Source organism: Streptomyces sp. NPDC042100 (assembly GCF_055582325.1).
Genome location: NZ_JBVJDK010000025.1, coordinates 36,588 through 51,842 on the forward strand (window position 1 = coordinate 36,588; position 15,255 = coordinate 51,842).

Sequence of the window (15,255 nt, forward strand, 5' to 3'; positions counted from 1 at the left end):
CGGACATCGTGTAATCGGTGACCCAGGTCTCACTACCCCCGTTCGGGGGTGGTGGCGCGGATCAGGCGGAAGGAGCGCACGGTGCCCGAGCACGTCGAATCGGTGGAGCTGCGGGGCGCCCTGCTGCGGCTGCGCCGCACCACCGGGCTCCAGGTGGTGTTCGGGGGGCTGCTGCACGACGGCCGGGCGATGCGGATCGCGGAGCTGAACGGGGCGGTGACGCCGGCGCTGCGCGGGCTGACCATCTCGACCGGCTCGGGCCTCGGCGGGAAGTGCCTGGCCCTGTCGCGGCCGTGCGCGGTGACGGACTACGCCTCGGCCCGGCACATCACGCACGAGTACGACGGCCCGGTCTCGGCGGAGGGGCTGCGCTCGGTGATCGCGGTGCCGCTGGTCGTGCGCCGCACGGTGCGGGGGGTGCTGTACGGGGCGCTGCGGGAGTCGCTGCCGATCGGGGAGCGGGTCTTCGACGCGGCGGTGGCGGCGGCCCGGGACGTGGAACAGGCCTTCGCGGTGCGGGACGAGGTGCGGGAGCTGCACGCGCGCGTGACGGGTCCGGGGCCGTCCTGGGAGGAGGTCCGGCAGGCGTACGGGGAACTGCGCGAGCTGGCGCCGCAGGTGGCCGACCCGGAGCTGCGGGCCCGGCTACTCACGGTGTGCGGGCGCCTGGAGTCGGCGGCGGGCGCCCCGCCCGGGGCGGGCCCGGCGGTGGCGCTGACGCCCCGCGAGCGGGACGTCCTGGCGGCGGTCGCCTCGGGCGCCACGAACGCGTCGGCGGCGAGGCGGCTGGGCCTGCGCCCGGAGACGGTGAAGGGCTACCTGCGCTCGGCGATGCGGAAGCTGGGGGCGCACACGAGGTGGGAGGCCGTGGTGGCGGCGAGACGGGCGGGGGCGCTGCCGTGAGGGGCGGAGACGGCCCCGGCGATCTCCCGCGCTGACCGTCCGCACTGAACACCCGCGCCGATCTCTCCCTCCCCTCCCTGGCCACCCGCGTTGATCACCATCCCTGACCACGGCCCCTGGTCACGCCCCTTCAGAGAAGAGGATCTCGTAGGGCACCCCTTCCGGCCCGACCAGGCTCAGCGTGTGCTCGGCCTCGGCGAGGAGGGCGGAGCGCTGGGGCCGGGTGAGCGCCCGAAAGGGTTCGAGGACGAGCCGCGTACGGGCCGTACGGGCCGTAGGTGTCGCACGGGTCTTGGCCTCCTCAAGACGCCAGAGCCCGGCGAGGAAGCCGTCGAGGAGGAAGACGGGGTGGGCCTGGTTGCCGGTCCAGGTGCGGCCCCGGAGCTCGGCGGGCACGACGCGGGTGCGGTCGGCGTGCGAGAGCAGCAGGTTGTCGAACTCGGGGAGCAGGCGCGGCGGGGCCGGGGTGTCCTCGTCGGGCCGGGGCGCGTCGGGGAGGTCGAAGAGCTCGGTGCCGCGTTCGTCGCGGAAGACGAGCAGGCCGGAGCGGAGCCGTTCGAAGGCGGGACGCAGCCGGGTGAGCCCGCACCAGGTCTGCATGTCCCGGACGGAGGCGGGCCCGAAGGCGCCGAGGTAGCGGAGCACGGTCGCGTCGAGGGTGGTGTCGTCGACGGCGGCGTCCAGGGGGCCGCCGTCGCCGAACCAGGCGGCGGCGGTGGTGAGGGCGACCTGTCCGCTGCGCCGCCAGAGCCCGCGCGGGGTGGCCTGCACCATCAGGAGCAGGCAGCGGGCGGCGATGGTGAGCGCCTGCGGGTCGGCGTCGGGCCACTCCTCCAGCAGGTGGCCACGGAGCTCCTTGGGCGTGCGGGGCCGCTCCTCGACGTAGGCGGTGGCGAGGCGGGCGAGCCGGTCGAGGTCGACGCCGTCGAGTCCCTTGCGGAACATGCGCAGCTCGCGGTCGATGGCGCCGGCCTGGACGAGGCGGCGCAGGACGACGGCGTCCTCGGCGGTGTGGGTGTGGACGGTGGAGCGGAGGGAGACGATCCGGGCCACGGCGCGGGACTCCATGAGCCCGGACAGCTCCTCGGGCCGGAAGCCGTCGAGGCGGGCGGCGAGGGCGTGGTAGGGCGGCTTGGTGTTCTGGGCCTGGAGCCCGACGAGGTGCCGCACGGCCTGCTCGGCGCCGAGCGGGGAGCGCCGGAGCAGCAGCTGCCGGTCGAGGGTGGCGCGGTTGAGGGCGCGGGTGCTGAGGACCGGGGGCGGAGTCGTGGGGGCCATGGGAACCAAGCTAACGACCATTGAGGACAGCTATGGTCCGCAACGACTCCCTCTCTCCTCACCGGCCCGAACGACATTCCCACCGATATCCTGCCTAAGAATCCACCTACCGGATCACCACCCGACGAGACGAGGACACATGTCGGACCGCCGCCCCCGCGCGGCCTGGCGCCGCCCGCCTGAGCGACCGCGCGCGGGGCACCCGGACCGCAGCGCTCCGGAGCCGCCCGCGGCGGTGGTGGAGCAGGAGGAGGAAGAGGGGCGGAGCGTGGTCCAGGCGGCGCTGTACCGGGACGGCCGGCGCGTCGCCTCGCCGGCCTCGCTGGCGGAGACGTTCCGCCGGCTGCGCGAGCACCCGGACGGCATGGCGTGGATCGGCCTGCACCGCCCGACGGAACGCGAACTCCAGTCACTGGCAGCCGAGTTCGACCTGCATGAACTGGCCGTGGAGGACGCGAGGGAGGCCCACCAGCGTCCGAAGCTGGAGCGGTACGGGGACACGCTGTTCGTGGTCCTGCGGGCGGCCCGCTACCTGGACGCGCAGGAGGAGGTGGACTTCGGCGAACTCCACGTCTTCGTCGGCCCGGACTTCGTGATCACGGTCCGGCACGGCGCCGCCCCGGACCTCTCGGCGGTGCGCCGCCGCATGGAGGCGGACCCGGACCTGCTGGCGCTGGGCCCGGAGGCGGTGCTGTACGCGATCCTGGACGCGGTGGTGGACGGGTACGCGCCGGTGGTGGCGGGTGTCCAGAACGACATCGACGAGATCGAGACCGAGGTCTTCGGCGGCGACCCGGCGGTGTCACGCCGCATCTACGAACTCTCCCGCGAGATGGTCGAGTTCCAGCGTGCCACCCGCCCCCTGGTGGGAATGCTGCACGGCCTGATGGCGGGCTTCACCAAGTACGGCACGGACGAGGAACTCCAGCGCTACCTCCGCGACGTCGCCGACCACGTCACCCACACGAGCGAACGCGTCGACGGCTTCCGCCAGGCCCTGACGGAGATCCTGACGGTCAACGCGACCCTGGTCACCCAGCAGCAGAACGCGGAGATGCGCGCGCTGGCGGAGGCGGGCTTCGAACAGAACGAGGAGATCAAGAAGATCTCCTCGTGGGCGGCGATTCTGTTCGCACCCACACTCGTGGGAACCATCTACGGCATGAACTTCGACAACATGCCGGAGCTGCACTGGACGGCGGGCTATCCGTTCGCCGTGCTGCTGATGGCGGTGGTGTGCGTGGGCCTGTACGTGGTCTTCAAGAAGAAGGACTGGCTGTAGCGGGGCCCAGGCGCCACCTGATCGACTTCACAAACGTGAACACGGTGGAGGGTGCGATCAGCACCCCTGGGGAGAATCTGGGGAGAACGCGCGGCGCCGGGGAGTGGATGTCAGCTCACCGGCGGTTCGCGGGCAGCGGGGGCACAGCGTGTGCCCCCGCACGCCAGAACTGCGGGAGCGGGTCCCGTGAATTCCGACCTTGACTTAACTCGCCCCTAAGGGCCGTTTAAGCAACTCCTCGGAGCCCTCGTGCGACCATCCTGATGTTCCCCTCGACGCGAGCACCTCAAGTGCAGGATCGACCCTGCGTGGGCAGGGGGACACGTTGTTGTCTTCCGCTGCTTGGAGGCGGATGTGCCGAGATCGGCAGAACGAGGTGGAATTCATGCTCCGGGGATCGAAGTTATCGGCGCTCGCTGTGCTGTGTGCCGCATTGCTGGCGACGATACCCGCGGCAGGTGCCGCAGTTAGACCTTCACAACAGCCGACCGAATGGCGAGAGGTTTTCTCTCCGGACGGAAAAATCCTCAAGGCGAAGATACCGAAGCAGGTGACGCCGCCGGCTTCGCAGACCGAGAAGAAGACGGCCTCGGCCGCGAGAGTGATTCCGCTGCTGCAGACCGGCCCTTCGGACGCGCGGTTCGACGTGGTGATCCTGGGGGACGGCTACACGGCATCGCAGATGGGACTGCTGCGGCAGCACGCCCGGACGAAGTGGGACGAGATCGCCGCTACGGCTCCGTGGAACCGGTACCGCGACCTGGTCAACGTGTGGCTGGTGGAGGTCGTCTCGAAGGAGTCCGGCGTCGACAACGACCCCTCTCCGGGCACGGTCCGCGACACCGCACTCGACATGTACTTCAACTGCGGCGGCCTGGAGCGGCTTCTGTGCCTGAACGAGTCGAAGGCGGCCGCGTACACCTCGCAGGCCCCCGGCGCGGACGCCGTCGTGGCACTGGCCAACAGCACGAAGTACGGCGGAGCCGGATACCCCAGCCTGGCCACCGTATCGGGCGGCAACACAAGCGCGGGGCGCATCGCCATCCATGAACTGGGCCACTCCGTCGGTCACTTGGCGGACGAGTACTACACGCCGGGCACCGCCTACTCCGGCTCCGAGCCCGGCGAACCCAATGTCACCACCGACCCGCGCGGCTCCAAGTGGGCGTCCTACCTCGGCAGGAGCACGCCTGACGGAGGTGTCATCGGGCCGTTCCAGGGCGGCCATCAGTACGAATACGGCATCTACCGCCCCTCACAGGACTCTTTGATGCGCAACCTCAACAAGCCGTTCAACCTCATAAGCCTGGACGTCATGGACCGGGCCATCGGCGCCAAGGTGCGCGGCTTGTCCGCAAGGGGGCCTGTCCCCCTGCGCTGACGCCGCTTCGGTGGCCGCGGCTTCCGCATCTCACCGCCCGCGGCCGTTCCTGTCCCTTCCCCTGCCACCTGGGTGCCACCTGGGTGCCACCTGGGTGCCACCTGGGTGCCACCTGAGCTGCCCCTGCCGACGTGCACAGCGACGTCCCGGGCTCCGCACGGATGAACCGGGTCGTCGCTTCCGGGCCCGGCGGCACCGCCGAGGCGCTCACGCCAGAGACGGGTCGAGGCGTGGGGGGGATCGGCTGTTACTCGTTGACGGGGTTCGCGTGCCGAGGTGTGCAGACGTTCCGGCGGGGCGGGTCGGGTTGCCGGCTGGGGGTGGGGGGCGGCTCCCGGGGCTCGGGGCCTTGGGTGGAGGGCGAGGTGTGGTGTCCGAGTGCGGCGTTGCGGAGGATGCCGAAGACGTTTTCCAGGGACTGGGCGGTTGACCAGCGGGGATCCGTGTCCTGGCGTGGAGTGCCGGTGATCAGGATGGCGTTTCCGGTCGCTTCGAACATGCCCAGGTCGTTGGGTCCGTTGCCGATGACGAGGACGTCGGGGGTGGGCACGGAGGTTTCGCGGGAGAAGTGCTTGAGCTGGTCGACTTTCAGGTCTGCTTCGGGGCGGATGAACGAGATGTTCGTCAGGTGGTCGTGGGAGTCGTATTCCAGCTCGGCGTTGCCGTAGGCGTGGGGGGTGCCGAGGCGGTCCGCCATGATGTGGGCGTAGGTGCGGAAGCTGCTGCTGATGAGCGCGACGGGCACGTGGTGGCGGTGCAGGGTGGTGATGAACTCCTCGGCTCGTGGCCGCAGCGGAATGGTGCGGAACACGTTCTCGATGACCGAGCGGTCGACCGGGCCTCTGCGGGTCCACAACTCGGTGACGCGTCTGGCGAGTTCGTCGTTGCCGGTGTCGCCGAAGCGGTATTCGTGGTAGAGGGCCGTCAGTTCCGCGGCGGGTGCTTTCAGGGCCCGGTTGACCTCGACGACCGAGCTGCGGGTGGTCAGGGTGAGGTCCAGGTCGCAGACGACCGCTCTCACGATGCGTGTTCCCGGTTGCGTGGGGGGTGCGGGAGCCTGGCCCGCGTGCGGCGGGGTGCGGGGCGGTCCGGGGTGTCGGTGCTTCATCGTGGGGCTCCGGTTCGTCGTTCGGGCGCCTGTCGACGGTCAGCGTTCGTGCGGATGGCGCGGTCGCGCCGCAGCGGCCCGCTACAGGGCCGGGGCCGGTGGGGGCGTCGCGCCCTCGGGGAGGGCGCTGTGGAGGGCGCGGCGGACGGTTCGGGCGATGCCGGGGCCGTCGAGAGAATGCGCGGCGAGGAGGTCCTCGCGGGAGGCATGGGGGATATACGCGGCGGGGAGCGTGAGGTTGCGCACGAGGGACCGTGAACCGCCGGCGGCGAGGATCGCGGCCAGATTCTGGCCGAGGGAACCGCTGCGGGTGGAGTCCTCTGCGGTGACGACGAGCCGGTGCCCGGCGGCGAAGGCGGCCAGGTGCGGGTCGAGCGGGTGAATCCAGCGCGGATCGACGACGGTGCAGGAGATCTGCTGGGCGGCCAGTTCCTCGGCTGCCGCCAGGCAGGGACCGGCCAGGGGCCCCACCGCGACCAGCAGGACATCGGACCGACTCGCGCGGTGCAGCACGTCGAAGCCGGTGACGCGTTCCTCGGCAGGGATGTCCGCGCCCGCGCCGGCCTTGGGGTAGCGCAGGGTGGTGGGACCGTCGTCGATGGCGATCGCCTCGCGCAGCAACTCACGCAGCCGGGTGGTGTCCCGGGGAGCGGCGATCCGCATCCGCGGCACCAGCGACAGCATCCCGACGTCCCAGGCCCCGTGGTGGCTGGGCCCGTCGGGCCCGGTGATCCCTGCCCGGTCCAGGACGAACGTGACAGGAAGGCCGTGCAAGCCCACGTCCAGGAGGACCTGGTCGAAGGCCCGGTTCAGGAACGTGGCGTAGACGGCGACGACGGGGTGCAGACCGGCCATGGCCATTCCGGCGGCGGAGGTCACCGCGTGCTGTTCGGCGATGCCGACGTCGAAGAACCGGTCGGGGAACCTCCCGGAGAACGCGCCCAGCCCCACCGGCAGCCGCATCGCGGCACTGATCGCCACCACGTCCCTGCGCCGCGCGCCGATCTCGGTGATCTCCTCGGCGAACGCCTCCGTCCAGGTCGGCGCCGCCTTCTTCACTGGCAGTCCCGTTCCCGGGTCGATCACCCCGCAGGCGTGCAGGCGGTCCGCCTGGTCGGCCTCCGCCGGCGGGTAGCCGTGCCCCTTGGCCGTGATGGCGTGCACCACCACCGGCCGCCCCGCTGCCACCGCGGTGTGCAGGGCCTGCTCGACGGCGAGCGTGTCGTGGCCGTCGACGGGTCCCAGGTAGCCCAGGCCCAGCTCCGTGAACACGTTCCCGGTGAGCTGGAGTCGCGTGCCGCCCGGCCCGGCCGAACGCAGCCGGGCCAGGTGCGAGGCGAGCCCGCCGACGGTCGGGTCGTAGGAGCGGCCGTTGTCGTTGAGGAGGATCACCAGCGGCCGGTGCGGCGCGCCCCCGATGTTGTTCAGCGCCTCCCATGCCATGCCGCCGGTCAGTGCCCCGTCACCGACCAGCACTGCCACCCGCCTGCGCCTCGGTGCGGGACCCAGCGCGATCCCCTTGGCGAGGCCGTCGGCGTAGGCCAGGCCGGTCGAGGCGTGGGAATTCTCGATCCAGTCGTGGACGGACTCCGCCCGGCTCGGATAACCGGACAGCCCGCCGGCCTGCCGCAGCCGGGCGAAGTGCGGCGCGCGCCCGGTGAGGACCTTGTGGGGGTATGCCTGGTGCCCGGTGTCGAAGAGGATCACATCCCGGGGTGATTCAAGGACCCGGTGCAGGGCAAGGCACAGTTCCACCGTGCCCAGACCCGCTCCCAGGTGGCCGCCGCGTGCGGCCACCGAGGAGACCAGGAAGGCCCTGATCTCCGTAGCGAGGTCGGATAGTTGCCGGGCGCTGAGGGTGCGCAGAGAGGCGGGAGTGGTCAGGGAATCCAACACCGGGTACGTGGGCGCGGCCTGTTCGGTGGTCCTCGATTCCGGCATCGGATCAAATCTCCTGTCAGTATCCGCGACTACGGGAGGGAAGGGAGCGACGGCGGGCGCCACGGGCCACGCCCAGGGGCGACCTCAGCTGGAAGCCGGGGTGCGCAGGGCACCGGGGGCCAAGGGCGGAACCGCGGGTTTGACCGGGGCCACAGGCTGGATGCGCCGGTACGGTGCGCCCAGGCGCGGGCGCGGGTCCGGGCCGTCGCGGTTGGGCCACAGGGCCATGGCCCGCTCGGCCTGCGCGGTGATCGTCAGGGCGGGGTTGGCACCGAGGTTCGCCGTCAGGCACGACGAGTCGACGACGTGGAGACCCGGGTGCCCGTAGAGCCGGTGGTAGGGGTCGATCACTCCGGTGTCGGGAGAGTCACCGATCAGGCAGCCGCCCATGAAGTGCGCGGTCATGGGCCGGTTGAACACGTCGCAGATGGTTCCCAGTGGGTCACCGCCGAGCCGCGCCGCTGCCCGGCGGGTGAGGTCGTTGGCGACGGGAATCCACTTCGGAGGCGGGGCCCCTGAGTCCTGCCGGGTGGCCAGCCGGGTACCGAACAGGCCGCGCTTGAGGTAGGTGCTCAAGGAGCCCGCGTCGGCCCGCATCACCAGGAACATGATCGTCCGCTCGGAGGCGCGCCGAAGGTCCAGCGAGCGCAGGAACGCCCCCGGGCGGCGCAGGATGACAGCCAGCCAACGCAGCGGCCTCAGCCGTTCACCGTCGACCAGCGGCGTGGAAAGCCCGTACAGCAGGTTGGAGCCCTTCCCGTAGTGGAATACCTGCACATGCGTGCTGGCGTCGGGGTGCAGCGAGGAGGTGATGGTGGTCTCCTGGGCGAAGTCCCGGCGGTCCTTCGTCCCGACCAGAAGGATCGAGTCGGAATTCGTCCGGCTCAGCTGGCCCAGACACCCTGATACCCGGGGCAGGCTGCCATTGGCACGCAGTTCGTGCAGCAGCCGCTGCGTACCCATGGCACCGGCGGCGAAGACCACCTGCTCCGCGAGGAACACGGACCGGCCCTTGCCCGTACTGCTCTTCGCCGAGATCGTGTACCCACCCTCCCGGCGCGGCCGTACTCCCACGACCGTGGTCATCGGGTGGATGCGGGCCCCCGCCCGCTCGGCCAGATACAGGTAGTTGGTGGGCAGGGTGTTCTTCGCGTTGTACGGACACCCCGTCAGGCACCGCGCGCAGCCCGTACATCCCGCACGGTCCGGCCCCTGCCCCCCGAAGTACGGGTCGGGCACCGTCACGCCCGGCTCTCCGTAGAACACACCGACCTCGGTGGGGTGCGCGGTGTGCGCGACCCCGAGCCCCGCCCCCACCTCCTCCAGCAGATCGTCAGCCGGCGTCCGGCGAGGATTGGTGCGCACACCCAGCATGCGCTTCGCCTGGTCGAAGTGCGGAGCCAGCTCGGACCGCCAGTCGGTGATCCGGGCCCACTGAGGATCCGAGTAGAAGGTGTCGTGCGGTTCGTACAGCGCGTTGCCGTACACGAGCGACCCGCCGCCCACCCCGCAGGCTCCCAGAACGAAACAGTTGCCCAGCATGGTGAGTCGCTGCGGCCCCAGGCACCCCAGCCTCGGCGCCCACAGCCAGCGGCGTACGTGCCAGGAATTCGCGGGGAACTCCTCGGGCTCCCACCGGCGGCCCGCTTCCAGGACACCGACGCGATAGTGCTTCTCCGACAGGCGCAGCGCACTCACACTGCCACCGAAACCGGAGCCGATGACCACCACGTCATAACGAACCGGCGCACCGGCCCTCGACCCGGACCCAGTAGGTTCCTCCATCGAACCGCTCCCATACCTCGACGTGTCAACTTCCCGGCACGCCGGACCGCGCTGTGGCCCACGACGAGCGGGCCACGGCGTAAGCCGTGAGCGGGGGATTCTCGTGCACTGTCGATGTCAAGCAGTCCCGCAGATCGCGAGGCCAGTGGAAACCACGCGGGCCCGGTCTTTCCCCGGCGGGGACCGTCGCGGAACAACGGACAGTCGCAGTCCGCGCTGGGCTCTGCGGAATTTTCTCGCTGAACAGTGTTCCCCCAGAAATCAGGAGACAGCCACTCGGGCAAGAGGAACGCGCTGAGGTCACGTACGCCGAGGCATACCGCGAGAGCGTGGGCGGGCGGGCGTCACCTCCCCGTCAGCCGTCGCCGCATCCGCAGGAGTCGCCGCAGCAGCCTCCGCCCGGCTTCCGGCCCGCGGGCGCGGCCGGAGCCGCCATGCTCGGAGGCAGGAGGACCGGGCCCGCCAGTGCCGCCGCGGGGGCCGGGCGCCGTGCGGGGGCCGGGGTTTCCCTGGAGGCGCGCAGGGGCGGGTGGGCGGGCAGGTGCTTCCCGCGGCCGGCGCGGATGCCGTTTCCGATGACCAGGACCTCGGCCAGTTCGTGGCTGGCGACGACGGTGGCGAGGCCCAGGACGCCGGTGGCCGCGAGGGGGACGAGGGCGACGAGTATGCCGCCGGACATCAGCAGGTTCTGGGTGAAGACGCGACGGGCGGCCCGGGTGTGGGCGAGGGCGTCGGGGAGGCGACGCAGGTCCTCGCCCATGAGGGCGATGTCGGCGGCCTCGACGGCGACATCGCTGCCCATGGCTCCCATGGCGATGCCCGCGTCGGCGGTGGCCAGGGCGGGGGCGTCGTTGATGCCGTCGCCGACCATGGCGACGGGGCCGTGGGCGGCGCGGAGTTCGGTGACGATGCGGGCCTTGTCCTCGGGGAGGAGCTCGGCGTGGATGTCGTCGATCCCGGCGGCGGCGCCGATGGCGGCGGCGGTACGGGCGTTGTCACCGGTCAGCATGACGACCCTGACGCCCTGGGCGCGGAGCGCCTTCACCGCGTCGGCGGCCTCGGGGCGTATCTCGTCGCGGACGGCGAGTGCACCGAGGAGCCGGCCGTCGTGTTCGACGAGGACGACGGTGGCTCCGGCGTCCTGGAGTCGCAGCACGTCGTCGGCGAGGGGGCCGGAGGCGACGAAGCCGGGCTTGCCGAGGCGGGCGGGACGGCCCGCCACGGTTCCGGTGAGGCCGTTGCCGGGGACGGCCTCGACGTCGTCGGCGGGGATCACCGCCGTGGTGTCGGCGGCGGCCAGGACGGCGGCGGCGAGGGGGTGTTCGCTGCGCGCCTCCAGCGCGGCGGCCACGGCCAGGACGTCCGCGCGGGTGTGGCCGGCGGCCGGGACGACGTCGATGACGGACGGCTCGTTACGGGTGAGGGTGCCGGTCTTGTCGACGGCGACGACCCTGACCTTGCCGAGGGCTTCGACGGCCGCGCCGCCCTTGAGCAGGACGCCCGCCTTGGACGCGGCGCCGATCGCGGCGACGACGGCGACCGGGACGGACAGGGCGAAGGCGCAGGGGGCGGCGGCGACGAGGACGACGAGGGAGCGTTCGATCCAGACGCCCGGGTCGCCGAAGAGGCTGCCGAGGACGGCGATCAGGGCGGCGAGGACGAGGACGCCGGGGACCAGGGGCCGGGCGAACCTCTGCGCGAGGCGCTGGCTCGCCCCCTTGCGTTCCTGGGCCTCGTGGACGGTGTGGACCAGGCGGGCGAGGGAGTTGTCCTCGACGGTGGCCGTGACGCCGATCTCCAGGGCGCCCGCGCCGTTGACGCAGCCGGCGAAGACCTCGGCGCCGGGACCGGCTTCCGAGGGAACGGACTCACCGGTGACCACGGAGGTGTCGAGCGCGCTGCGACCGGCGGTCACGGTCCCGTCGGTGGCGATCCGCTCGCCGGGCTTGACGAGAAGAACGTCGCCGACGCGGAGTCCGGCGGCGGGAACCTCGTATTCCACGCCGTCGCGCCGGACGGTCGCCGTGGCCGGTACGAGGTCGAGGAGCGCGCGCAGACCGTGCTGCGTGCGGGCGACGGCGTAGCCTTCGAGGCCTTCGGCTATGGAGAAGAGGAAGGCGAGGGTGGCGGCCTCGCCGTACTCGCCGAGGGCGACGGCGCCGGCGGCGGCGATGGCCATCAGCAGGCCGACGCCGAGGCGCCCCCTCGCCAGGCCCCGCAGGGTGCCGGGGACGAAGGTGGCGGCGCCGACAGCGAGGGCGGCCAGCGCGCCGGCGGTGGCCCAGCCGTCGGGGAGCAGCAGGGACATCCCGAGCAGGACGCCGGAGAGGGCGGCGGCCTGGAGTTCGCGCACCTGCCAGACGGCCGAGGGGAGTGCGGCCACGTCGGCGGCGGAAGGCGGGGCGGCGGGGGTGTCGGTGCCGCAGCAGGCGTCAGCCACGGGACACCTGCGGCATGTCGACAGTGACGGTGTCGGCGGTGCGGCAGGCGTCGTCCGCGTCGCAGGCGTCGGCGGCGGGGGCGGGGGCTCCGGCGTAGTCGTCCGGGGCGCAGGGCTCAGCGCTCGCGGCTGCCTGGTCGACCAGGAGCACCAGCGAGGCCAGCTCGGAGAGCGCGTGGGCGAGCCGGGGATCGGCCAGCTCGTAACGGACCCGGCGCCCGACGGAGACGGTCCGCACGAGTCCGCACCCGCGCAGACAGGACAGGTGGTTCGAGACGTTGCCCCGCGTCATGCCGAGGGCGTCGGCCAGGTCCGAGGGGTATGCGGGGGCTTCGAGCAGGGCCAGCAGCAGCCTGCGGCGGTTCTCGTCCGCGAGGGCGGTGCCGACCCTCGCCAGTGCCCCGGCATCCACGGCGACCGCGATGCCGGACGGGTGCGATGTCTCCATGAATGCCGACAGTACAGTGTCGACTGAATCAAGTGAAGAGTGAATTCAGTAGATCCTGAATCAGACAGCCACCCCATCAAGGAGCTGCCGCATCAGACGACCATTGAGGTTGGACGCGCGTGAGGGCGTGCGACCGGCGACGCTTGCCGTCAGTGCGGCCACTTGCCGGGCGTGTCGCTGGTGGTGACTTCGCAGACGGCCGGCTTGCCCGGGGCGGGGGACGTGCCTTCCGCGACCACCCGGATACCGTCCAGGAGGATGCGGCACGCGGCTGTCCCGTTCCCGGCGGGGCGCACCTCCACCCGGGCCCGGTCCCCCAATCCGACGAAGACCTGCCGGCTCCAGGGCAGGCTCACCGGCCCGGTCGTCTCCTCCCGGGGCACGGAACCGTTGCGGTCCGGGCTGTGGGCGTAGCGCACGTCGGACGCCTGTCCCGTACCGGCCCGGCCGCCGGTCCCCTCGTAGGTGATGTCCCAGGAGCCGCCGACCTTCTTGGCGAACCAGGTGCTGTTCGCCACGAAGGCGGCACCGGCGACCAGCAGGACGACGAGGCCGCCGATGGCGACGACGGAGCAGCACGAGTGGCGAGAGCGGGACACGGTGTTCCTCTGGTGGTGGGTCCGGGGGGCGCGGTCGGCGCGAGACGGGGCGGCCGAGCGGGTTCTGTCCCCCCACCCTAAAGAGGGCAAAACGGGATCTTCATGCTACTAACTGATGATTCTCCATCGTCCTCAGGTTCCCATACGGCTCCGGCCTGGCCCTGACCTTGGCCCTGCCCCTGGCCTTGGCCCTGGCCGACCCCCGCGAGGGCCTCGCCGGTCCGCCGCCCCGGCGTCTCCCGAGTCGCGGAGGAGGGCGGGGCGGGTCAGGGTGGGGCGGGGCGGGGTGTCTGCGACGACGAAGGGCTGTGTGATGACCGAGAGCCGACCCGCCACGACGACCGACTCCGGGGCGCCGGTGGAGAGCGACGAGCATTCGCTCACCGCGGGGCCGGCGGGGCCCGTTCTCCTCCAGGACGCGTACCTGATCGAGCAGATGGCGCAGTTCAACCGGGAGCGCGTCCCGGAGCGCCAGCCGCACGCGAAGGGCAGTGGGGCGTTCGGGCGGTTCGAGGTCACGCACGACGTCAGCCGCTACACCAGGGCCGCGCTGTTCCAGCCGGGGACGCGCACCGACCTGGTGGCCCGGTTCTCCACGGTGGCCGGTGAGCGGGGGAGCCCGGACACGTGGCGGGATCCGCGCGGGTTCGCGGTGAAGTTCTACACGTCCGAGGGCAACTACGACATGGTCGGCAACAACACGCCGGTGTTCTTCATCAAGGATCCGATGAAGTTCCAGCACTTCATCCGGTCCCAGAAGCGCCGCGCGGACAGCAATCTGCGCGACCATGACATGCAGTGGGACTTCTGGACGCTCTCCCCCGAGTCCGCGCACCAGGTCGCCTGGCTGATGGGCGACCGCGGCGTGCCCCGGACCTGGCGGCACATGAACGGCTACACCTCGCACACGTACATGTGGATCAGCGCCTCCGGCGAGCGCTTCTGGGTGAAGTACCACTTCAAGACGGACCAGGGCGTCGAGTTCCTCACCCAGGCCGAGGCCGACCGGATGGCGGGCGTCGACACCGACTGCCACGTGCGGGACCTGTTCGAGCACATCCGGGACGGCGACTTCCCGTCCTGGACGCTGAACGTGCAGGTGATGCCGTACGAGGACGCGGCGGGCTACCGGTTCAACCCGTTCGACCTCACCAAGGTGTGGCCGCACGGCGACTACCCGCTCGTCCCGGTGGGGCGGATGACGCTGGACCGCAACCCCACCGACAACCACGCCGAGATCGAGCAGGCCGCGTTCCAGCCGAACAACTTCGTCCCCGGGATCGGCCCGAGCCCGGACCGGATGCTGCTGGGCCGGCTGTTCTCGTACCCGGACGCCCACCGGGCCCGGATCGGCACCAACTACCAGCAGCTTCCGGTGAACGCCCCCGTCGTCGACGTCCACACGTACTCGAAGGACGGCGCGATGGCCTTCCGCAAGACATCGGATCCGGTCTACGCCCCCAACTCCAAGGGCGGCCCCGCCGCCGACACCGAGCGCTACGGCACCCCGCCGAGCTGGGCCGTCGAGGGTGAGATCACCCGGGCGGCGTACGTCGCGCACGCCGAGGACGACGACTGGGGGCAGGCTGGCACCCTCGTCCGCGAGGTCCTCGACGACGCGGCGCGCGACCGGCTCGTGGAGAACGTGGTCGGCCACCTCCTGGACGGCGTGAGCGAGCCGGTCCTGGAGCGCGCGTTCACGTACTGGACCTCCATCGACCCGGGCATCGGCCGGCGCGTCAAGGACGGCGTGCGGGCCGGACGGGGACAGGGGGCGTAGGGCAGGGACGTACGGGGCGGGGGGCTGGGGCGTAGTGGTACGCGGCGTCGGCGGCGGTACGGGCGTCCGCGCGCCGCGTCCTGTACGCCCTGGGCCGCTCCAGCGCGGCACCTGCGGTCCCGGAGCGGGCGGTCAGCTCGTTCTCCGGCCTTCTTCACCGATCTTCTTCCCCGGCCTTCCTCCCCGGTCTTCGCCTCCGGCCTTCCTCCCCCGGTCTTCTTCCCCGGCCTTCCTCCCCGGTCTTCGCCTCCGGTCTTCCTCCCCGGTCTTCGTCTCCGGCGCGATTTCATCTCGCGGGAATACCCCCCGG

At 71.7% G+C, this 15,255-nt stretch carries 10 protein-coding genes and 1 pseudogene; 4 read left to right on the forward strand and 7 right to left on the reverse strand.

Features of this window, described 5'->3' with window-relative positions; all coding sequences use genetic code 11:
- Nucleotides 1–81: 81 nt before the first annotated feature.
- Nucleotides 82–903: a helix-turn-helix transcriptional regulator gene (locus tag ACZ6J5_RS34660; RefSeq protein ID WP_469397914.1), complete on the forward strand. Its 822-nt coding sequence runs from the start codon at nt 82–84 to the stop codon at nt 901–903.
- Between the two features lie 120 nt (nt 904–1,023).
- Here the strand turns inward: ACZ6J5_RS34660 and ACZ6J5_RS34665 are convergent, their stop codons facing one another.
- Nucleotides 1,024–2,181, reverse strand: coding sequence for a winged helix DNA-binding domain-containing protein (locus ACZ6J5_RS34665; RefSeq protein WP_469397915.1), 1,158 nt, complete (start codon nt 2,179–2,181; stop codon nt 1,024–1,026).
- A 139-nt stretch (nt 2,182–2,320) separates the two neighbouring features.
- Between ACZ6J5_RS34665 and ACZ6J5_RS34670 the strand changes: the two genes are divergently transcribed.
- Nucleotides 2,321–3,463, forward strand: a complete 1,143-nt coding sequence (locus ACZ6J5_RS34670) for a magnesium and cobalt transport protein CorA (protein ID WP_469397916.1) — start codon at nt 2,321–2,323, stop codon at nt 3,461–3,463.
- A gap of 385 nt (nt 3,464–3,848) precedes the next feature.
- Nucleotides 3,849–4,844, forward strand: coding sequence for a M64 family metallopeptidase (locus ACZ6J5_RS34675; protein ID WP_469397949.1), 996 nt, complete (start codon nt 3,849–3,851; stop codon nt 4,842–4,844).
- A gap of 247 nt (nt 4,845–5,091) precedes the next feature.
- On the opposite strand, the gene ACZ6J5_RS34680 is transcribed toward ACZ6J5_RS34675, so the two are convergent.
- The 6 genes and pseudogenes from ACZ6J5_RS34680 to ACZ6J5_RS34705 all read right to left on the reverse strand — a co-directional run bounded on the left by ACZ6J5_RS34680 (nt 5,092) and on the right by ACZ6J5_RS34705 (nt 13,165).
- Nucleotides 5,092–5,865, reverse strand: coding sequence for an HAD family hydrolase (locus tag ACZ6J5_RS34680; protein WP_469397917.1), 774 nt, complete (start codon nt 5,863–5,865; stop codon nt 5,092–5,094).
- A gap of 168 nt (nt 5,866–6,033) precedes the next feature.
- Nucleotides 6,034–7,893, reverse strand: a complete 1,860-nt coding sequence (locus tag ACZ6J5_RS34685; RefSeq protein ID WP_469397918.1) for a 1-deoxy-D-xylulose-5-phosphate synthase — start codon at nt 7,891–7,893, stop codon at nt 6,034–6,036.
- Nucleotides 7,894–7,977: 84 nt separating this feature from the next.
- Complete coding sequence (locus ACZ6J5_RS34690) at nt 7,978–9,624, reverse strand: GMC oxidoreductase (RefSeq protein WP_469397919.1); 1,647 nt, start codon at nt 9,622–9,624, stop codon at nt 7,978–7,980.
- A 409-nt stretch (nt 9,625–10,033) separates the two neighbouring features.
- Entirely contained in the window at nt 10,034–12,118 is a 2,085-nt protein-coding gene (locus ACZ6J5_RS34695; RefSeq protein WP_469397920.1) for a heavy metal translocating P-type ATPase, read from the reverse strand.
- Between the two features lie 115 nt (nt 12,119–12,233).
- Nucleotides 12,234–12,566, reverse strand: a pseudogene (locus ACZ6J5_RS34700) (ArsR/SmtB family transcription factor); the annotation flags it as partial.
- 149 nt (nt 12,567–12,715) lie between these two features.
- Nucleotides 12,716–13,165, reverse strand: coding sequence for a hypothetical protein (locus tag ACZ6J5_RS34705; RefSeq protein WP_469397921.1), 450 nt, complete (start codon nt 13,163–13,165; stop codon nt 12,716–12,718).
- A gap of 313 nt (nt 13,166–13,478) precedes the next feature.
- On the opposite strand from ACZ6J5_RS34705, the gene ACZ6J5_RS34710 reads away from it, so the two are divergent.
- Entirely contained in the window at nt 13,479–14,945 is a 1,467-nt protein-coding gene (locus ACZ6J5_RS34710) for a catalase (protein WP_469397922.1), read from the forward strand.
- Nucleotides 14,946–15,255: the final 310 nt, after the last annotated feature.